Here is a 19,267-nt window from a genome sequence, read left to right as displayed (position 1 = left end):
TTTATTTACTACAATATACTACGGTAGATTTATTATGTCAATACGAAAATTAAAAATATTAATATATAAATTAATATTTTTAAGATTTGAATTAAATAAATTAACCTGATGTAGATAATGCTTTTAATTATTACTAAAAGAATTCCTATTTGCGAAGTAAGGAAAAATAAATTATAATAAAAAAAGGTAATAAAAATGTTAGTGTGAATACGAAGGAATGAGGTGACGTATGTACGAGAAAGTTTTGGAATCAGCAGAATACCTGAAGGGCAGAATAAGCCTTTCACCAAAGATTGCGGTGGTATTGGGCTCGGGGCTTGGTGATATTGTGGAATCCCTTACGGATACAGAAACAGTGGAATACGGTGATATTCCGAATTTCCCCCAATCCACAGTAAAAGGACACGCGGGCAGGATGGTCGCCGGGAGGCTGAAAGGCACCCCGGTGCTTATTATGCAGGGAAGATTCCATTTTTTTGAAGGTTATTCCATGAAAGAGGTGGCCTATCCTGTATTTGTGATGAAGCTGTTTGGAATTGAGAAGCTGGTACTTACCAATGCCTGCGGAGGAATTAATGAAAGCTTTACTCCTGGAACCATTATGCTTATTCAGGATTTTATTAACCTGATGCCATCCAATCCGCTGATTGGCATAAATGATGAAAGGTTTGGTCCAAGATTTCCGGATATGACGGAGCCTTATAATCTGGAACTTTTAGAACTGGCAGGAAAAACAGCGGATAAGCTTTCCATTCCTTATGGTAAGGGAGTATATGCCGGTTTTCCGGGACCTTATTATGAAACCGCAGCAGAAATAAGAATGATAAGAGGCTTTGGAGCAGATGCTGTCGGGATGTCTACGGTGCCGGAAACCATAGCTGCCAATTATCTTGGAATAAAGGTGCTTGGATTGGCGGTAATTACCAATATGGCAACAGGTATCCAGAAGGTAAAACATTCTCATGAGAGGGTCATTGAAACGGCTAATAAGGCTTCCAAAGATTTGACAAATCTGCTGCGCGGAGTCATTGAAGGGATATAAGCCTTGCCCTTTTTTATTTAGCAGGGATAATGCAGAGCAAAAAACATATATTATATTAATCGGTTTATAGGTGCTTGTATATGTCGAATAAAAAATATCTGTGTATTTGTGTTATCCTAGCAGCTACGCTTATTATATTAACGCTGCCATTAGTCCATTTTCCAAAGCATACAAAGGAGGAAGCCACTACTGCCGGTGCGGAGGTATCTGCTGGTACACCTACTGGTACACCTGCCGGAGTGCCTGCTGGAGCAGAGGAAAAAATATACCTGCCAATTATTATGTATCATGACATCAAGAAGAACAATTCGGGCAAGGATATTATAAATCCCGGCGAATTTGAGAGCGATTTAAAATTCCTGAAGGAAAATAACTATACTTCAATTACAATGCAGGACGTTATTGATTATGTCTATGAGGATAAACCTCTTCCGGAGAATCCGATTATGATAACCTTTGATGACGGGTATCTGACGACCTACCGCTATGCCTACCCCCTCCTGCAGGAATATGACACCAAAATTGTATTGTCTATCATAGGCAAGAGCACCGATGATTTTACAAGGGTGGGAGACGACCATTTGCAGTATGCCCATCTTACCTGGCCTCTGCTGGATGAGATGCTGGAATCGGGTCTGATAGAAATACAGAACCACACCTACAACCTGCATTCTACCCGCGCCGGAAGAGTGGGCTGTAAGCAGAAAAGAGGAGAAGCCCTGCAGGATTATGAAGCCGTCCTTACAGAGGATGTCATGAAGCTCCAGCAGGAAATCATTGATATGACAGGAATTACACCAACTACATTTACAATTCCTTATGGGGAATACAATGATAATACCATTGAAATCATTAAAAAGCTGGGCTTTCAAGCGGCACTCACCTGTGATTACGGAGTCAATAAGATAACGAAAGACAAGAAGACCCTTTATCATCTGAAAAGAATCTGCCGTTCCCATAACTATCCAATGAGCGAATTGCTTGAGGATGTCAAAAAGACTATCAGATAGTGCCCATGTGGCTGCATTTTTTAACTTACTATTTGAGCAGTACCGCAAGCAGGCTTGCGATAAGCATAGGAGGATAGGTTGAAAAATAAAAAACATTTTTCAACTATGTATTCAGGAATATCATATCAAAGATTTGATATTCACAAAAGGAGTTAGTGTGAAAGATAAAGATTTTTCACACGCAAATTTGTGCCTGCGGCTCAAAGTTTGCAGGCTGTGAGAAAGGCATGGTTATTAAAATGAAATTACTAATCGAGAAAGTTATATCCAGGGAGGATATGGAGCAATTGGCGCAGTTAGCACGCAAGATCTGGAATGAATATTACATACAGATTTTATCCAGGGAGCAAATCGCGTATATGGTAGAGAAATTTCAATCAGTGGGAGCTATCACGGACCAGATTGAAAACCAGGGGTTTGAATATTATAATTTAAGGCCTGGCGGTGCCGCCGCCGGATATATTGGAATTAAAGCCCAGGGAGATGGTTCTCTTTTTCTCAGCAAGCTCTACATCAGTAAAGAGTTCCGAGGCATGGGGTATGCCAAAGAAGCAATGGATTTTATAACAGAGCTTTGTAAGGAAAGAGGATTAAATAAAATGTGGCTTACGGTAAACCGATATAACGATAACAGTATTAAAGTCTATGAAAAAATGGGCTTTCATATTGTACGGGCACAGGTGGCAAATATCGGGAACGGCTACAGCATGGATGATTATATTATGGAAAAGAATATTATCTGAACATCTCAATAATATAGTTGCACCATTTTTTATAAATACGTGTAAAAAGCCGGCTGGCGGAAATTTTATAATCCGCTGCCGGCTTTTCCGGTCTGCCCTGATTCTATAAAGCTTTTAAGAAAGCCAAAGAAGTTACAACAAAAGAATATCAGGAAAAGGAAAGAAATTTAATATTAACGCTGTTTTTATGCTTTTATATTATAAAAAATTGCGGTATTATATTGGTGATGAAAATATCACATCTCACAGAACAGCATGTGATATAAAATGTGACAGTAAAAAATGTGATGCATATTTTAATTTATATTTGAGCACTATCGAAGCAGACTTGTAATTAGAATGATGTATTCATAAATACCAAATCAAATATGTTACATTTATGGAAGGAGTTAAAATGAAAATCTTAGCGATTGGAAACAGCTTTTCAGAAGACGCTATGGCATATTTTTATCAGATTGCCCAGGCAGGGGGAGATAACATCAAGGCAGTAAATCTCTATATTGGAGGGTGCTCATTGGAAAGACACTGGAACAATGTGGAGGGGGATATTGCGGATTATGATTACCAGTTAAACGGAAGTCATACGGGCAGAAAAATATCCATAAAAGAAGCATTACTGGAAGAGGAATGGGACATAGTTACTCTGCAGCAGTGCAGCGGACAGAGCGGTCTGCCGGAAAGCTATTATCCTTATATTGAGAAGCTTTCGGAGTATGTAAGCAGTCTGGTACCCCATGCAAAGCAGTGGATACATAAGACCTGGGCTTATGAAAAGGATTCAAATCATGAGGAGTATGCCTATTATGACCACAGTCAGGACAAGATGTATGAGGAATTGACCAGAGCCTATGAGCTTGCTGCGAAAAAGCTTTCTTTACCAGTGATACCCTGCGGTGATGTAATTCAGTATTTAAGGAGCCTTCCGGCTTTTGACTATGGAAAGGGCGGTCTGAGCCTTTGCCGTGACGGCTACCATATGAATATCCCTTACGGGCGTTATGCTCTGGCACTTACCTGGTATAAGACTCTGCTTCATGGTGATGTTCTGTCAAACACCTTTGTTCCGTCCGCAGAAGGCACAGAGACGGATGCAGAACTTCTCAGGACTGTGAGAGAAGGAGTGAATGCCTGCTTGGCTTCAGTGAAATAAAGTATCAGTGTTATTTAATTCTGCATTATGAAAGGATGCTCCATATGGATTACGGTATGCCCACACTGATTGAATTAGAAACCTTAAGAGAAAATGCCGCCCTGTGCCAGAGCCTGGGGTTACAGTTCATAGAGCTTAATATGAATCTGCCTCAATACACCGAGGAAGTATTTCAAAATCTGGATTATCTCAAGGAATTATCAAAGGAATATGGGATTTATTACACCATCCATCTGGATGAGAACCTGAATGTGTGCGACTTTAACAGCCGGGTAGCCGGAGCCTATGAAGAAACGGTCTATGAGACCTTAAAGGCTGCCATAAGACTGGGAGTGCCCTTGCTTAATATGCATATGCAGGAAGGAGTCTATTTTACACTTCCGGATAAAAAGGTATATCTCTTTGAGAAATATAAGGAGCTTTATCTCAGAAAGCTGGAACAATTCCGTAACCGGTGTACGGAGATTATCGGAAGCAACGGGCTTGTGGTATCTATTGAGAATACGGACGGATATCTGCCCTTTCAAAAAGAGGGGATAGAGCGGATGCTTGAAAGCCATGTGTTTACCTTGACCTGGGATATCGGGCATTCCTATGCTGCCGGTAAGACAGATGAGGAATTTATCCTTCGGCATAAGGAGAGATTAAAGCATTTTCATATTCATGATGCTTTCGGTAAAAAAAATCATCTTACCTTGGGAACGGGAGAGGTAAATCTTGCGGAAAAGCTGTCAATAGCAAAGAATACAAGGAGCAGGTGCGTGCTGGAGACCAAGACAGCCCAAAGCCTTAAGGAATCTGTAAAATGGCTGCAAGAAAATAAAATACTGGAATAGCAGTAGGAAAATAAAAGAAACAAAAGAAACATAAGAAACAAAAGAATAATAAACAAAAAAGCCGGTAACTCTGTCGATACATAGAATTACCGGTTTTTTGCTTACCTTCTATAGTGTAAACCTTTGTAAAAATCTTAATGAAACCTTATTTAAAATTATTCCCTTAACACGTCTGTTTCCTTCCACTTGCCGGAAAAGTAAAAGTACATGGAGAGGATTGTTGCAGCAATCCATCCAATAGGCCAGGAAGCCCATATTCCATTGGTACCGAAAATGGGAGCCAGAATGTAAGAGAGTGCAACTCTTAAGAACAAATCCGTCAGAGTAGCAGCCATGAACTGGCCCATGGAACCGGCACCTCTTAATACACCGTCTGCCAGGAGCTTGACAGAGATAACAAAGTAAAAGGGAGAGGCAATCTGTAAAAAGTGAATACCGGTTGCCAGGCCCAGAGAACTGTCGACCTTAAAAAAGGATATGAGCTGACTGCCTAGAAAGGTGTAAGACAACACAAAGGGCAGGCAGATAACAAGAACCATGGCAATACCGCTGTGAAAGCCCTTCTTAATCCTGTCATAATTTCTGGCACCTACATTTTGGGCAGTAAAACTGGACATTCCGTTGGCAAGAGTTGATAACGAGGTGATGGCAAAGGTGTTAAGCTTAATGGCAGCGGAAAAGCCTGCGATAACCGGTGTACCATAGCCGTTGATCAGATTCTGGACAAAGATATTGCCCACTGAAACAAAGCTTTGCTGCAGGATACTTGGGATAGCAACACGGGCAATCTGCCACAATACGGAAAAGGAGAAGTAGGAAAAAGCCTCTGCTTTAAGCTGCTTTAACCTGGCTACAAGGGTAACCAGAGACAGGATACAGGCAATACCCTGTGCAATGAAGGTAGCCCAGGCAACTCCGGCAACACCAAGATGCAGGCGTCCTACAAATAACAGGCATAAAAGTATGTTACCTACGGAAGAGCCTATGAGAAAGTATAGGGGAGTGTTGGAATCTCCAAGGGAAGTAAAGATACCGGTTGCTACATTGTATAAAAAGAGAAAGGCAAAGCCTCCTATATAGATTTTAAAAAACAAGGAACTCTCTCTAAAAATATCGGCAGGTGTCTGAATCAGCCTCATCATTGGGTCGGCTACGAGCAGGCCCACTACCGTAAGAATCAGGGATAGGACAAGGGTTGCGATCAGTGTGGTGGAAATAGCGGTCTTACATTTTCCATACTCCTTTCTGCCAAAAAGCTGGGAGATAATGACGGAGCAGCCGATATTACTGCCAAAGGCAATTGCCATAAAAATCATGGTGATCGGATAGGAAGCGCCGACGGCAGCCAGAGCATTTTCACCTGCGAACTTGCCTGCAATCACGCTGTCCGACAGGCTGTACATCTGCTGGAATATTACACTGATAAACATGGGGATGGAGAATTGAATCAGAATTTTACTTGGACTTCCTTGGGTTAAATCTTTTATCATACAAACCTCTTCTTAGATGTAATCTGAATTTTGTCTTGCTTCTTCGCACGCATTTTATTATAGTATTCTTAAAAACATTTGTAAAATAGTAAAATACGGCTATATCCATAGAAAAAAGGAATGGATGGGAGGGAAATAGATGAAGGTCAATCTGGAGCATTATAAGATATTTTACTTTGTCGCCAGGAATAAAAGCATAACAGCGGCAGCAAAAGAGCTGTATTTATCCCAGCCCACAGTCAGTAAATACATTCAGAATCTGGAAAAGGAGCTTGGAATGGTATTGTTTATCCGTTCCAAAAAGGGGGTCGTGCTGACGCCGGAAGCAGAAATGCTCTATGAGCATGTATCAAAGGCCTACCGGCACATTGACCTTGCGGAAGAAGAGCTGATGAACCGGAGGGAAATGCAGGAGGGCATTCTGCATATTGGGGCCAGTGAAATGACCATGCAGCATTTCCTTTTGTCCTACCTGGAGAAATATAAGAACTGGTATCCGAATATCCGGTTAAAGATATCCAACTGCTCCACACCGTCTGCCGTTGAGAAGCTGCGGAATGGAAATATCGAAATGGCGGTAATCATTACACCAATGGAAGCGGAGGATTTAAGTATCCATAAGCTCAAAGCCTTTCGGGACGTCTTTATAGCCAAGAAGGGACATCCCCTGTGCGAAGGAGAGGTTTCCCTGAGAGAGCTTTGCCGCTATCCCTTTGTGTGCCTGGAGGAAGGCACCATCAGCAGACAGTATCTGGAGAGTTTATTTCTGGCCAAAGGTGAGGTGCTGGTACCGGATATCGAGCTGGCCTCGGCGGATTTGATTGTACCTACCGTTGCATACGGTCTCGGAGTTGGCTTCGTTCCCTATAATTTTGCTTCCGCGGCAATAAAGGAAGGAACCGTAGGACTTGTTGAGGTGACAGAACCCCTGAAGGAAAGATATATCTGTGCAGTTGCCCTGAATTCCCATCCCCTGTCTTCGGCAGCCGAGAAAATGATGAAGCTTTTGGCGGAAAGAGAGGAGAGCTTCAGGCAAAGACAAATTGAACCATAACCATGTAGACAAGGGTGCCGCCTGTAATACTTAGGAGGGTATTCCTTTTCCATAAGTGGAGTAAAAGGATGGCCAGAACGGCAATGACCTCCGGCAGACCGTGGGGAAAAGCCAGGAAGGAAATTCCCTTCATACAGTATACGACCAGAAGACCGATAATGGCACTTGGAAGTACCTTGCCAAGATAAGTTATGTAGGCAGGAGGAGTCTTTTTCTCAGGAAAGAGCAGGAAGGGTAAAAATCTGGTAAGCATTGTGCCAAGAGCAATTGCAATTATAGTAATTAAAGTCTGCAGCGGTGTTAAGTACATGAGGAAGGTTCTCCTTTGTAGTATTTTCGGTAAAAGGTAAGTACAAGAAGAAGGAGCAGCATGGAAGGTATGATAAAGTTTCCGGCACCAAAGAGCATCAGGCATATTATGGAGGAGGCTATACCGGCTGAGGCAGAGAAATGGTTTCCGCCCTCCAGCCACTGCTCCAGGAATATGACAACGAAAAGGGCAGTTAATACAAAATCAAGTCCCTTGGTGTTGAACTGTATGGCACTGCCTAATAAGCCGCCCATTGTAGAAGCAATGACCCAGTAGGAATAATCCAGAAAAGAAACAAAAAAATAAAAGGCTGCCCTGTCAACGCCCTGGGGAGGTTCCTTGCTGTTAACAATGGAGAAGGTTTCATCGCACAGTACATAGATCAAAAAAGGCTTAATCCTGCCGATACCCTTATATTTTTCCAGCATGGACAATCCATAAAATAAATGCCTTGCGTTGACCATAAGAGCCATATAAAATGCCTGAAGGGGAGCAAAAGGACTGGTAAGCAGAGTAATTGCCACAAACTGCATACTGCCGCAGAAGGCTATGGAGCTCATTAAAAAGGACCAGATGGGACCATAGCCACTGGTACTCATAAGCAGGCCGTAGGCAAAGCCCAGAAAGGCAAAGCCGGTCAGGATGGGCAGAGTATTTGGGAAAGCCGCCAGGAAAGCACGGCGGTATTTATGTCGGTTATGCATGGGAAGCTCCTCTGAATGATTTTTTACAGCAGCAGGGTACAGTGTTACAATGACCCTGCATGGGTTATTGTAAAATTATTATAGGAATTTGTCAACTATGGGGAGAAGGATAGAAAAGAAAAGCAACTGTGATGGATATTAAGGAGGAGGGTCTATACAAATGAAAACTATGCTGAAAATTATGCAAATGCGTAAAAATGGAATTCCTGATGAGATATTGCCTTTGTTTGAGAACATTGTTCAAGCATATAAAGGAAATGAATGCGAGGAAAAATTTATAAAAGCGATGGAAGAACAGCTCACCAGGGAGCAACGCTTCCGGTTATTCGAGCAAAACGGAAGTTGCAGCGGTACTGGATACGATAAAGAACGCAAAGCCTTCGCACTTGAACACGCTGACAAGCCCCTTGCCGAAAGGCTGGAGCTATTTACAAATACCTTTGGCAGAACAGCCGTATTGAATGAGGATAATACAATCACAGTCACTTTTGCCTGTAGCCATGGATACTACAAGCATGCACCAAAAGGAATGTTTCGATATCCGGCATCAATTGAAACATATTTTGAAAGATGCGCAGGCGGGCGTTTGTATGAATACCAAAAAGCATTGGGAATAAAACTGAAGATTAAGTCAGTGGATGTGTCTCCTTTAAGCGAAAATATTGTAAACCCTGTTGTATTTACGTTTGAGGTAGTGGATTAATCATACACATACTGAATAAGCATAATACCGTTTGGAGACACTAAAGGCTTTGCTTCATGGTTATATAGTTTTCTACGTCTGCGTGTTATACCATCTATATTCAGCACATACATAAGATGCTGTTTTTATTGGTAATGCGTGCTCATTGATGTTCATTTGGAGGGGAAGGGATTGGGCTGTGTGTCTATTGATAATTATGCGGCAGCAAAAGAACTGACATAGTATCTGTTTCAGCTTAATCACAGAGATATTATGCTGGCGGGCGGTAAGCAAAAACACAGTTGTTTATTAAAGAGGGAGAGAGCGTCAGAACCTTATAATATCCCCTGGGTGTGCTTGGCATTCCATGACTATTCTCTGGAGGATAATCGATAGTCATGGAAATGGTACAAAAATACCATTCTAATAGCCTAAAATATATACAAAATATACCAAATAAATCTTGCATATCTAAATTACCCATGTTAATATAAGATATAAAGCAAAGGCAGAGTGCGATTGGTTTAACGTTAAACTTATATTGCCGATGCTTTTACAGGATTTCCAAATGCCTGATTCCTGAATTTGGGGATTCCTGAATTCCAATATTCATAAGAGCTCTTAAAAATCAAAGGGAGGTGAAGGTGCCAGGCTCATGCCTTTGACGGTTATCCGTTATGCCTGAATGGCAGGCAGAGTCTAAGGGGGAGGCATTACCGCATCCGGAGCGGTAATTCTTACCTTTGAAAATTACTTATGGGTCTATCATTATGATGTGGAGGGTATATATGAAATGTAATCGAAGAAAAATAGTAACAGTTCTCACAGTATTGGTGCTGGTGGTCTGCCAGGTGTTTGTTTACCCGCCCGGAGCTTTTGTGAAAGCCGCAGACACCAGTAATCTTGCTTTGGGAAAAACAGTTACAGCCAATAATAATACGCAGAGTTATGTGGCATCCAATGCAAATGACGGGAATGTAAATACTTATTGGGAAGGGGCGGCAAATTCCTATCCAGGTATCCTGACAGCAGATTTAGGCAGCAGCCAGTCTGTGAATAAAATTGTATTAAAGCTTAATGCCTCCTGGGAGGAAAGGTCCCAGACACTTAGCGTTCTTACAAGCAGCGATAACACAAACTATGCTGCCACCGTAGCATCGGCGGCTTATACCTTTAGTCCTTCTGCTTCCAATACGGTGACAATTACTTTTAACCAGGTAAATGCCCGTTACATAAGACTTCAGTTCACAGCCAATACAAAGGCAGCAGGCGGACAGGCAGCTGAATTTGAAATTTATGGAACGGCGGATTCCGGTTCGGGCACCGGTACACCGGATCTTATTGTTACGGATATTACTTCTTCCCCTGCATCGCCCTTAACGGGTAATGCAACTACCTTTTCTGCGGTCGTAAAGAATCAGGGAACGGGTGCAACGCCTGCAGGAACAATCATTGGCGTAAGCTTCTTTATTGATGGTATTCAGGTAAGCTGGTCCGATAATACCACCGCTTCTTTGGCGGCGGGAGCCTCTGTCACGGTTACGGCAACAGGCGGACCGTCAGGAACCGCAGCCTGGACGGCTGCGGCGGGAAATCACACGGTTAAGGCTTTTGTAGATGATATCAACAGAATTGCGGAAACGGATGAAAACAATAACCAGTATACAAAGGGCTTAGCGGTAACAGCATCTCCTATGCCGGATTTGGCAGTAACAGGACTTACCATAAGTCCTTCCTCTCCAACGGCAGGAGAGCCCCTTACCTTTAGCGCTGCCGTAAAGAACCAGGGAAATGCAGCGGGAGCCCCTGGCGTATTGGCAATCGGAGTTGACGGAACTACAGTTTATACCTCAGCCAGTAATACGGCTTCTTTAAATGCAGGCAGTTCCACTACCTTTACAGGAACAATACCGGGGCTTTCGACAGGCAGCCATACGGTAACCGCTACGATTGACAATGCCGGTACTACAGCGGAAAGTGATGAAACCAATAATACCTTCAGTACAAATCTTACGGTAAATTCCAAAGCCGGAATAGATTTTGCTGTCACTGAGGTAAACTGGACACCTTCCTATGTAACAGCAGGCAATGCAGTTACCTTTCATGCGGTTATAAAGAATCAGGGAACAATAGCCGGTCCTGCAGGTACCGTTGCTTTCCTGGTAGATGGGGTGCAGGTGGCGGCTTCTGTAAACAGCACTGCCTCTATTGCAGCCGGAAGCACATTGACGGTTACCGCAGCTTCGGCCTGGACGGCTGCAAGCGGAACCCATGTAATTACCGCGGTTGCTGACAGTCTTGGTGCCGTAAGTGAGACGGATGAAACAAATAATACCTTAAATGCCAATCTGACAATAGGAAGCGGCGGAAGAGGTGCGACCGTTCCTTATACCAGGTATGAATCGGAAAATGCTCAGATAGGAGGAGGGGCAGTACTTAAAACAGCACCTGATTTCAACTATGCCTTAACGGCTTCAGAAGCCTCCAATCAGGCCTATGTGGCTCTTCCTTCCAACGGTGCTTATGTGGAATGGACAATCAGTCAGGGGGGTGCCGGTGCCACGATGAGATTTACCATGCCGGATACCTCAGATGGCATGGGCTTAAACGGGTCCCTGGATTGCTATGTAAATGGAGCCAAGGTTTCTACGATTAACCTGACTTCTTATTATTCCTGGCAGTATTTTACCAGTGACCAGCCGGCAGATGCACCCAACGGCGGTCAGGCTGCTTTCCGCTTTGATGAAGTACACTGGAAGCTTCCGGTGGCCTTAAAGTCGGGAGATAAGCTTCGGATTCAGAAAACAAACGGAGACAGCATTGAGTATGGTGTTGACTTTGTAGAGGTTGAACCGGTACCCTCTGCGATTGCACAGCCTGCCAATTCGTTGTCCGTAACCTCCTATGGTGCTGCTGCCAATGACGGAGCGGATGATCTGGCAGCCTTTAATGCCTGTGTAAGTGCTGCGGCTTCTCAGGGAAAGGCAGTTTATATACCTGCCGGTACCTTTAACCTAAGCGGTATGTGGACTATAACAGCACAGAATATTACAATAACCGGCGCCGGTATGTGGTATACCAATTTACAGTTTACCTCTCCCAATGCAGCAAGCGGCGGCATTTCCTTCCGTATTACCGGTACGGTGGACTTTAGCAATGTATATATTAATTCCATGTTAAGATCCCGATATGGACAGAATGCAATCTATAAATGCTTCATGGATAACTTTGGTACCAATTCCAGAATACATGATTTTTGGGAAGAGCATTTTGAGTGCGGTTTCTGGGTAGGCGATTATGCCCATACTCCTGCCATACCGGCAGATAATCTTCTTATTGAAAATGGCAGAGTAAGAAATAACCTTGCTGACGGTGTTAATTTCTGCCAGGGTACCAAAAATTCCACCGTGCGTAGCTGCAGTGTAAGAAACAATGGTGATGATGGTCTCGCCATGTGGCCGGACAGCAATATGGGAGCATCCATGGAGGTAAATAACTCCTTCCTGTACAACACGATTGAAAACAACTGGAGAGCAGCAGGAATTGCAATCTTCGGCGGCTCAGGCCATAAGGCACAGTACAACTACATCAAAGATTGCTTTATGGGCTCTGGTATCCGCTTGAATACCGTATTTCCCGGGTATCATTTTGAAAACAATACCGGCATAGTGTTCTCGGATACTACCATAATCAACAGCGGTACCAGCAAGGACTGCTACAACGGCGAAAGAGGTGCCATTGATCTGGAAGCTTCCAATACCGGTATCAGGAATTTGACCTTTGAAAATATTGATATCATAAACAGTCAGCGAGATGCTGTCCAGTTTGGTTACGGAGGAGGTTTTAGTAATATTGTATTTAAGAATATCAATATTAACGGAACAGGAAAGGATGCCATAACGACCTCAAGATTCTCTTCACCTCATCTTGGAGAGGCGATTTACACTTACACCTCCAATGGTTCTGCCACCTTTATTAACCTGAATACCAGCAATATTGAAGCACCTGAGAAATACCTGATTATGAATGGATTTAACATAACCTTTCAATAAGCAGGAAGGAGGGAGCCCTGTTAAGGGCTCCCTCTGAGTATAGACAAAGCGGACGCTTTTGATATAAAATATTTGCTCAGAAATATTCAATGCTGCATTTTTACTTATCTGTGGTATTATTCAATGAAAGAAACTTCTCCTGCATGTATTTTGCACTAATCTGAAGACTCTTAATTGGATCGTTATCTATCCAATTTTTATGAGTTTCCAATATAACACCTTCGACACCGTTTTTTATAGCAATTGCTGAGAGTGTATCCAGGTCCATATTTCCATAGCCTAATTCAGTAGCATTTTCTTTTAGAATGGGTGTCATATAAGGACCTGATTTGGTACAACCGCGGTCATTGATATGCCATAATTTCATTCGGCTGCCCAGTTTTTCCATCAAAGCCGGGACATTAGCACCACCATCGGTCATCCAGTAGCTATCAAACTCGAAATTGACATATGCAGGATCTGTTTCTTCAATTATAATGTCGTAAGCAGTTTTTTCAGAGGTTACCTTTTGCAGTTCACAATTATGATTATGATACAATAGACGGATTCCTTCTTCCGAAAGAGCTTTTCCGGCCTGATTCAGACGTCTGGCAAGTTCTTCTACGTCATCCAAACTGCTATAATCAAATTTGTACATACCAGTAATAACTACAGTATCTGTCCCAAAATTTTTCGCTTCATCGGCTATCGCTTTCGCGTCATTCTCAATACTCCCCAGATCACTGTGTATGCTTATGACCTTTAGTCCGCTTTCTTCAATCAGCTTTGGCCAATCAAGCTTGCCGCCATTGCCAATAGACATTCCTGCGAACTTTGTCATTAGCTTTACAAGCATAGAAGACTTGTGAATCATGAAATCATTTAATTCGATGGATTCATAACCTGCGTTTTTGATATCAAGTAATGTCTGTAGAGCATTATCATAATTATTACACATTGTTCCTATCATAATCTGCTGAACGGCAGTGGTAATATGTTCAGAATCATTCTCATCATTGCTTCTTACAGCATCGTTTTGTTCTGCGTTTTGCTCCGTTTTGTGTGATTTCACAATATTATTAATCCGGATATTTTCTTTGATTTCATAACCAGTAATAAGTATTATCGCGAGCATAATGCACACAATGATAACTGTTAATATTTTTTTCAAAATTTTTTTCATTTTCACCTCTCCTTTTCATTGACTTATTTCGTTAGTACTTTATAATAATATCAACATCTGTCTATTTTGCAACCGACAGATGCTTTAAAAATGTCGAATGCAATGGAGAATCTATGTCAGAAAAAAATAATGCCAACCAAAGGGTTATGTTAACAAAACGGCTGATTCGTGAGGCTTTATTAACAATGTTAATGACACGTAATATTAATAAAATATCCATACGGGAGTTATGCCAGGTTGCAGGAATTAATCGTACTACGTTCTATAATCACTATGGAAGCCAATATGATGTATTAAATGAAATTGCAGAGATGTACGTACAAAGCACTTCATTTACTGTTATAAACGATATAGCAGCAGGCAAAAATATCAATGAATGCCTGACGCGGGTTCTGCAATATATGAAAGACAATCTTGCATTTGCAAAACTTGTAATAGATCAAGATAATTATGACCTAATCACCCACATCAAAATCTCACTGCCTCAGTTTGATCATATGGTCATGAAACATTTACCGGAAAATCTGGATTTGGAGGAAAAGAAGGCGATTGCTTCGTATGTTCAATATGGAACAGTAAGACTTCTTAAAGAATGGATTCTCTCAGATTGCTTGAAGTCACCGGAAGAAGAAGTAAAATTAATTTTAAATATTGCTGGAAGAGTAATAGGTAATTGATTTTGGTATTTCTTTTTAACATATTTCGTTTTATAATCAGCATATAACATACCCGTTTATAAGGAGGTACTTAAATGGATGAGATGAAAAAAATGCCTGTATTATTTGTAGGTCACGGTTCACCGATGAACGCAATTGAAAATAACCGATTTACGAAAGGATGGGAGGAAGCTGCGCAAAAAATTCCCAGGCCAAAAGCAATCCTGTCGGTGTCTGCCCATTGGTTTACCCCCGGTACAGGTGTATGTACGGAGGAAAAGCCCAGGCAGATTTATGATATGTATGGCTTTCCAAAAGAATTATATGATTTAAAATATGAGGCTGCGGGGTCAGCGGAATATGCCATGGAGATATTAACCCTTTTAGAAGGGGAAGCAGCAGCGGACAACAGGTGGGGCATGGACCACGGCACCTGGGCGGTTCTGTGCAAGATGTATCCCCAGGCGGATATACCGGTATTTCAGTTAAGCATTAACAGCGCCAGGAACCCCCTCTACCACTATGAGCTGGGAAGAAAGCTTGCTCCTTTAAGAGAACGGGGAATATTAATTATGGGAAGTGGAAATGTTGTCCACCATCTTGGCAAGGTAAACTGGGAGATGGAGGAGCAGGGTTATCCCTTTGCAGAAGAATTTGACAGTTATATCAAGGAATGTGTAAAGAAGAAGGATCTGGATGGTGTCATCAACTACAGGAAATCAAGAGCTGCTGTTGAGGCTTTTCCCACACCGGAGCATTTTTATCCGCTTTTGTATGCATTAGGAGCAGCCGGAGGGGATTATGAAGCCGAAGTATTTAACGAGGCATATGTCCTTGGCGCTTTGTCTATGACAAGTTACCTGTTACACTAGAAATTGTAATGAAAAGCCCTCTTTCGTCCGATACAGTTATTAGACAATTAACAGGGGGGATTTAGTTAGGCAGTACCGCAAGCAGTTCTGCGGTATGTACAGGTGGTAACATGATAATAGACGTTGAGATAAAAATTGCAGATGATAACGGAATTACCTTAAAGCATTACGTCAAACGGCTGGATGACTGCACGGATGGAACTATCCGTCTGGAGGATATCACAGGAACAGATGTATCCTTTAAGGAATTATTGGATAAATATTTGACCCATAGCGGAAGAAAAGTACGGGATAACCTTCTTTCCCCTTCCAGGACATATAGTGAGAAGCACAGACAGCCGGTAGCTTTCAAGAGACTGGAAAACAGAAGCAAGGAGCTGATACATCAGACCATGCCTCAGGTGGTGCTTAAGTATGAGGCACATTTTCAAACCCTGGAAGAAGAGGACTCTGTCAGTGATAAATGCTCCTGATTAAGGACAACGGCAGGAGTGGTGTATTAAGATTCATTGTTAACGGAAAGAGGTAGAGAGCAAGTTAGTAATCGGTTCATAACGTAAACAGACATTACGTTTTGGTTCGTATATAATCAGTTATAACGTAATCGGTTCACAACATAATTGGTTCACAACATAATCGGTTTACAACATAATCGGTTCACAACATAATCGGTTCACAACATAATCGGTTCACAACATAATTGGTTCGTAACATAATCAGTTCATAACATAATCGGTTCGTAATATAATCAGTTCATAACGTAATCAATTTATAACATAATCGTATAAACATAATCTGGTTATAAATTAATTAACTCATAATTATAAAAAATAATTGCGATACCTGTCAGAGAACAGTATCGCAATTTCTATTAAAACATCTTTTATAATATCTGTTATAATACCAACATAGGAGATTACATCCGGAAATTTTATAATTAAGAAGTATAAAAAGCCGGATGTGATTGTCAAAGAAGAAGCCAGCAAACCAACAACCAACAAATCAACAAACCAAGATGCCAAGAAACTAAAAACCAAAAAAACCTCTGCTATAAACATATGAGCTGAATTAAATTTTTGACCTATTCCAAGCGTAAGCCACACATTCCGGCCTTTTTTTATTTGGAAAAGGAAAAATTCAAAATTCAACTTATATAGAAATAAGTATTATTTAAAATTCGGGAATGAGGTGAACTATGACTGAAAAAGAAAAATCTTTAAAGAAAATAAAGACATATATTGATAGCCATCTCCAGGAAGAATTGGATTTGGATAAAGTTGCAAAGGAAGCCGGTTATTCAAAATACCATTTGGAAAGGCTTTTTACAAAGCATTACGGATGCACCCTTACAAAATATATAAGGGAAGAGCGGTTAAAGGCAGCGGCCATACAGCTTGCCTTTACCAATACCTCCATATTAGAGATTGCATTTGGGGCCTGCTATGAATCCCAGCAGGCATTTACCCTTGCCTTTAAGAGGCTTTACCAGGTATCCCCCGGAATTTACCGTAATAACATCAGGCAGGCAGTCAGGAACTCAGTATTTAGCACTGTTTTCAGGCTTGGAAGTGAAAGGAGGCTTACAGCATGAGTTTGGTACCTTATGTGATTGAACAGACAGCAAGAGGGGAAAGAAGCTATGATATTTACTCCAGGCTGTTAAAGGATAGGATTATATTTTTGAATGAAGAGGTCACAGATGCTTCTGCAAGCGTTATTGTGGCGCAGCTGCTGTTTTTGGAGGCGGAGGATCCCGGGAAGGATATCCATCTGTACATCAATTCACCGGGGGGCTCCGTATCGGCAGGGTTTGCTATCTATGATACCATGGAGTTCATTAAATGCGATGTGTCCACCATATGTGTCGGCCTGGCGGCCAGCATGGGCTCCTTCCTCTTAGCAGGAGGAACGAAGGGAAAGCGCTATGCCCTTCCCAATGCGGAAATAATGATACATCAGCCTTCCGGCGGCGGAAACGGTACAGCAAGTGACATAAGAATAATCAGCGACAAAATCCAAAGGACGAAAGGGCGTTTAAATGGAATTCTTTCTCAAAACACAGGAAAAAGCCTGGAAGAGATTGAAAAGGATACCGAAAGAGACTATTTTATGACAGCCGAAGAAGCAAAGGACTACGGTCTTATTGATGACATTATGCAAAGAAAACAGTAACAGCTAATGGCTGTGGGTATGATGAATATCCGGAGTGTGGCTGTGTGTATGGGTAAGGGGAGCATGGGTATGTATATGGCTGTGCTCCCCTTTTACAGGCTCCTCGTGATAATGGTCATGGTGTCCGTCGTCATGGCTGTGCCTGTGCTCATGGGTAAGAGCAGGATGGGTATGAAGATGTCTGTGCCTTTCACTAGAAGCCAGATAGGTACCAAAGCCGAAGATCAGCAGAGCAATAAAGAAGGAAGGTGTTATGTGCTCACGGAAAATCAGGAAAGACAGCAGAACTCCCAGAAAGGGTGCAATGGCGTAGAAGGCCCCGGTTCTTGCAGCGCCTAATTCTCTTTGTGCCAGTACATAGAAAAAGATACTGAGACCGTAGGAAATAAAGCCAAGGAAACATGCTGCCAGGACAGAAGGGATAGGAAAGACAGGCTTTTCTGTAAACAGGCTGATAATAAGAGAGCCAAGGCCGGAGCCAAAGCCCTTTAAAATAACGATTTCCATAGGGCTTTTATGGGAGAGCATGCGGGTACAGTTATTTTCAAGGCCCCAGCAAATACTTGCCATAAGCACAAGGAGAGAACCTGCAGAGAAGGTAAAGTTTCGGATATCGCTCATACTAAGAAGCAGACAGCCGGCAGTAATCAGAAGCAGGGCACCCCAAAGCCTTTTTCCGATGGCTTCCTTAAATATAAAAAAGGCAATAAGTGCTGTTGCTACTATTTCAAAGTTACCCAGAAGGGATGCATTGGCGGCACTGGTTTTTGTCAAGCCAAACATGAGAAAGATGGGAGCTGCAATATCGAGCAGTATCATACCAAGGGTATAGGGAAGTTCATGCTTTGTAAGTCTGGCTTCCCTTTTTTGATGAGTGTTTTTCTGTATCAGATAAAGAAAAGACATCCCCAGCCCGGCACCAAGATAAAGCAGGGAAGCCATTAAAGTTGGAGGAAGCTTTTCAAGCAGCAGCTTGGAAAAGGGGGAATTCAGGCTGAACAAAACAGCTGCAAGTATGGCATAAAAGGTAGAAAGGCGTATTGGATTTTTCATAAAGACTCCTTTTCATTACGTTCAACATATATCTATCATTTCATTTAGTACTACTCTGCATAATTTTTACTTAAATCCGCACCCGCTATTTGCACCGATACTGCGTTGCCGTCAATCGATGCAGCAACTGCTCTACTGGCAACCGTTGCCAGTCACCGCTATACCTCATTCCTCCGCCTTGCCTCACCGCAAATATCAGGCATGGTAAGCATAAATTTATGCAAGGTAGTAATAACTATCTTAAAATAAGTTATTAGAAGCAGGCAGAAAAAAAGTGAG

At 42.1% G+C, this 19,267-nt stretch carries 19 protein-coding genes; 13 read left to right on the top strand and 6 right to left on the bottom strand.

Going from position 1 to position 19,267, the window contains the following annotated elements:
- Positions 1-229: 229 nt before the first annotated feature.
- From BUB77_RS08170 to BUB77_RS08150, 5 genes are all read left to right on the top strand, one after another.
- A complete protein-coding gene (locus BUB77_RS08170) occupies positions 230-1,042 on the top strand; it encodes a purine-nucleoside phosphorylase (protein WP_073274700.1) in 813 nt (270 codons plus the stop codon).
- Between the two features lie 80 nt (positions 1,043-1,122).
- A complete protein-coding gene (locus BUB77_RS08165; RefSeq protein WP_084124018.1) occupies positions 1,123-2,052 on the top strand; it encodes a polysaccharide deacetylase family protein in 930 nt (309 codons plus the stop codon).
- Between the two features lie 227 nt (positions 2,053-2,279).
- Complete coding sequence (locus BUB77_RS08160) at positions 2,280-2,795, top strand: GNAT family N-acetyltransferase (protein WP_242962427.1); 516 nt, start codon at positions 2,280-2,282, stop codon at positions 2,793-2,795.
- Between the two features lie 394 nt (positions 2,796-3,189).
- The gene (locus BUB77_RS08155) at positions 3,190-3,945 is read left to right on the top strand and encodes a DUF4886 domain-containing protein (RefSeq protein WP_073274696.1); all 756 of its coding nucleotides are present in this window, start codon (positions 3,190-3,192) and stop codon (positions 3,943-3,945) included.
- Positions 3,946-3,989: 44 nt separating this feature from the next.
- A complete protein-coding gene (locus tag BUB77_RS08150) occupies positions 3,990-4,781 on the top strand; it encodes a sugar phosphate isomerase/epimerase family protein (protein ID WP_084124003.1) in 792 nt (263 codons plus the stop codon).
- A 155-nt stretch (positions 4,782-4,936) separates the two neighbouring features.
- Here the strand turns inward: BUB77_RS08150 and BUB77_RS08145 are convergent, their stop codons facing one another.
- Positions 4,937-6,271: an MATE family efflux transporter gene (locus BUB77_RS08145; RefSeq protein ID WP_073274692.1), complete on the bottom strand. Its 1,335-nt coding sequence runs from the start codon at positions 6,269-6,271 to the stop codon at positions 4,937-4,939.
- Positions 6,272-6,410: 139 nt separating this feature from the next.
- Between BUB77_RS08145 and BUB77_RS08140 the strand changes: the two genes are divergently transcribed.
- Positions 6,411-7,325 carry a LysR family transcriptional regulator gene (locus BUB77_RS08140; RefSeq protein WP_073274690.1) on the top strand — a complete coding sequence of 305 codons (915 nt, stop codon included), beginning with the start codon at positions 6,411-6,413 and terminating at the stop codon, positions 7,323-7,325.
- On the opposite strand, the gene BUB77_RS08135 is transcribed toward BUB77_RS08140, so the two are convergent.
- Together BUB77_RS08135 and BUB77_RS08130 are read right to left on the bottom strand one after the other, a co-directional pair.
- Positions 7,300-7,635 (bottom strand): branched-chain amino acid transporter permease, encoded by a 336-nt coding sequence (locus BUB77_RS08135; RefSeq protein ID WP_073274689.1) that lies wholly within the window; start codon positions 7,633-7,635, stop codon positions 7,300-7,302. The genes BUB77_RS08140 and BUB77_RS08135 overlap by 26 nt on opposite strands.
- Complete coding sequence (locus BUB77_RS08130; RefSeq protein ID WP_073274688.1) at positions 7,626-8,339, bottom strand: AzlC family ABC transporter permease; 714 nt, start codon at positions 8,337-8,339, stop codon at positions 7,626-7,628. Before BUB77_RS08130 ends, BUB77_RS08135 begins: the two co-directional genes overlap by 10 nt.
- 160 nt (positions 8,340-8,499) lie before the next feature.
- Here BUB77_RS08130 and BUB77_RS08125 point away from each other — a divergent pair, with 160 nt between their 5' ends.
- Positions 8,500-9,042, top strand: coding sequence for a hypothetical protein (locus BUB77_RS08125; protein WP_073274686.1), 543 nt, complete (start codon positions 8,500-8,502; stop codon positions 9,040-9,042).
- 767 nt (positions 9,043-9,809) lie between these two features.
- Complete coding sequence (locus tag BUB77_RS08120; protein WP_073274684.1) at positions 9,810-13,073, top strand: CARDB domain-containing protein; 3,264 nt, start codon at positions 9,810-9,812, stop codon at positions 13,071-13,073.
- Positions 13,074-13,173: 100 nt separating this feature from the next.
- Here BUB77_RS08120 and BUB77_RS08115 read toward each other — a convergent pair whose 3' ends face one another.
- Entirely contained in the window at positions 13,174-14,235 is a 1,062-nt protein-coding gene (locus tag BUB77_RS08115; RefSeq protein WP_330392526.1) for a sugar phosphate isomerase/epimerase family protein, read from the bottom strand.
- 113 nt (positions 14,236-14,348) lie between these two features.
- Here BUB77_RS08115 and BUB77_RS08110 point away from each other — a divergent pair, with 113 nt between their 5' ends.
- From BUB77_RS08110 to BUB77_RS08100, 3 genes are all read left to right on the top strand, one after another.
- Positions 14,349-14,912 (top strand): TetR/AcrR family transcriptional regulator, encoded by a 564-nt coding sequence (locus tag BUB77_RS08110; protein ID WP_073274682.1) that lies wholly within the window; start codon positions 14,349-14,351, stop codon positions 14,910-14,912.
- Between the two features lie 74 nt (positions 14,913-14,986).
- On the top strand, positions 14,987-15,763 hold the full coding sequence (gene ygiD, locus BUB77_RS08105) for a 4,5-DOPA-extradiol-dioxygenase (protein WP_330392525.1): 777 nt from the start codon (positions 14,987-14,989) through the stop codon (positions 15,761-15,763).
- A 110-nt stretch (positions 15,764-15,873) separates the two neighbouring features.
- On the top strand, positions 15,874-16,236 hold the full coding sequence (locus BUB77_RS08100; RefSeq protein ID WP_073274680.1) for a hypothetical protein: 363 nt from the start codon (positions 15,874-15,876) through the stop codon (positions 16,234-16,236).
- 348 nt (positions 16,237-16,584) lie between these two features.
- On the opposite strand, the gene BUB77_RS08095 is transcribed toward BUB77_RS08100, so the two are convergent.
- Positions 16,585-16,866 (bottom strand): hypothetical protein, encoded by a 282-nt coding sequence (locus tag BUB77_RS08095; RefSeq protein ID WP_073274678.1) that lies wholly within the window; start codon positions 16,864-16,866, stop codon positions 16,585-16,587.
- A gap of 92 nt (positions 16,867-16,958) precedes the next feature.
- Between BUB77_RS08095 and BUB77_RS08090 the strand changes: the two genes are divergently transcribed.
- Together BUB77_RS08090 and clpP are read left to right on the top strand one after the other, a co-directional pair.
- Positions 16,959-17,354 (top strand): helix-turn-helix domain-containing protein, encoded by a 396-nt coding sequence (locus BUB77_RS08090; RefSeq protein ID WP_073274676.1) that lies wholly within the window; start codon positions 16,959-16,961, stop codon positions 17,352-17,354.
- Positions 17,351-17,935, top strand: a complete 585-nt coding sequence (clpP, locus tag BUB77_RS08085) for an ATP-dependent Clp endopeptidase proteolytic subunit ClpP (protein ID WP_073274675.1) — start codon at positions 17,351-17,353, stop codon at positions 17,933-17,935. Before BUB77_RS08090 ends, clpP begins: the two co-directional genes overlap by 4 nt.
- A 3-nt stretch (positions 17,936-17,938) precedes the next feature.
- Here clpP and BUB77_RS08080 read toward each other — a convergent pair whose 3' ends face one another.
- Positions 17,939-18,988 (bottom strand): DMT family transporter, encoded by a 1,050-nt coding sequence (locus BUB77_RS08080; protein WP_073274674.1) that lies wholly within the window; start codon positions 18,986-18,988, stop codon positions 17,939-17,941.
- Positions 18,989-19,267: the final 279 nt, after the last annotated feature.

The organism is Anaerocolumna jejuensis DSM 15929, from assembly GCF_900142215.1.
Taxonomy (GTDB): Bacteria; Bacillota; Clostridia; order Lachnospirales; family Lachnospiraceae; genus Anaerocolumna; species Anaerocolumna jejuensis.
This window is presented reverse-complemented; position numbering and strand designations above follow the sequence as displayed.

Bases quoted from the DNA above. Each gene is read 5' to 3' on its own strand.
- BUB77_RS08170 (WP_073274700.1), top strand. From the start codon at position 230: ATGTACGAGAAAGTTTTGGAATCAGCAGAATACCTGAAGGGCAGAATA.
- BUB77_RS08165 (WP_084124018.1), top strand. From the start codon at position 1,123: ATGTCGAATAAAAAATATCTGTGTATTTGTGTTATCCTAGCAGCTACG.
- BUB77_RS08160 (WP_242962427.1), top strand. From the start codon at position 2,280: ATGGTTATTAAAATGAAATTACTAATCGAGAAAGTTATATCCAGGGAG.
- BUB77_RS08155 (WP_073274696.1), top strand. From the start codon at position 3,190: ATGAAAATCTTAGCGATTGGAAACAGCTTTTCAGAAGACGCTATGGCA.
- BUB77_RS08150 (WP_084124003.1), top strand. From the start codon at position 3,990: ATGGATTACGGTATGCCCACACTGATTGAATTAGAAACCTTAAGAGAA.
- BUB77_RS08145 (WP_073274692.1), bottom strand. From the start codon at position 6,271: ATGATAAAAGATTTAACCCAAGGAAGTCCAAGTAAAATTCTGATTCAA.
- BUB77_RS08140 (WP_073274690.1), top strand. From the start codon at position 6,411: ATGAAGGTCAATCTGGAGCATTATAAGATATTTTACTTTGTCGCCAGG.
- BUB77_RS08135 (WP_073274689.1), bottom strand. From the start codon at position 7,635: ATGTACTTAACACCGCTGCAGACTTTAATTACTATAATTGCAATTGCT.
- BUB77_RS08130 (WP_073274688.1), bottom strand. From the start codon at position 8,339: ATGCATAACCGACATAAATACCGCCGTGCTTTCCTGGCGGCTTTCCCA.
- BUB77_RS08125 (WP_073274686.1), top strand. From the start codon at position 8,500: ATGAAAACTATGCTGAAAATTATGCAAATGCGTAAAAATGGAATTCCT.
- BUB77_RS08120 (WP_073274684.1), top strand. From the start codon at position 9,810: ATGAAATGTAATCGAAGAAAAATAGTAACAGTTCTCACAGTATTGGTG.
- BUB77_RS08115 (WP_330392526.1), bottom strand. From the start codon at position 14,235: ATGAAAAAAATTTTGAAAAAAATATTAACAGTTATCATTGTGTGCATT.
- BUB77_RS08110 (WP_073274682.1), top strand. From the start codon at position 14,349: ATGTCAGAAAAAAATAATGCCAACCAAAGGGTTATGTTAACAAAACGG.
- ygiD (WP_330392525.1), top strand. From the start codon at position 14,987: ATGGATGAGATGAAAAAAATGCCTGTATTATTTGTAGGTCACGGTTCA.
- BUB77_RS08100 (WP_073274680.1), top strand. From the start codon at position 15,874: ATGATAATAGACGTTGAGATAAAAATTGCAGATGATAACGGAATTACC.
- BUB77_RS08090 (WP_073274676.1), top strand. From the start codon at position 16,959: ATGACTGAAAAAGAAAAATCTTTAAAGAAAATAAAGACATATATTGAT.
- clpP (WP_073274675.1), top strand. From the start codon at position 17,351: ATGAGTTTGGTACCTTATGTGATTGAACAGACAGCAAGAGGGGAAAGA.
- BUB77_RS08080 (WP_073274674.1), bottom strand. From the start codon at position 18,988: ATGAAAAATCCAATACGCCTTTCTACCTTTTATGCCATACTTGCAGCT.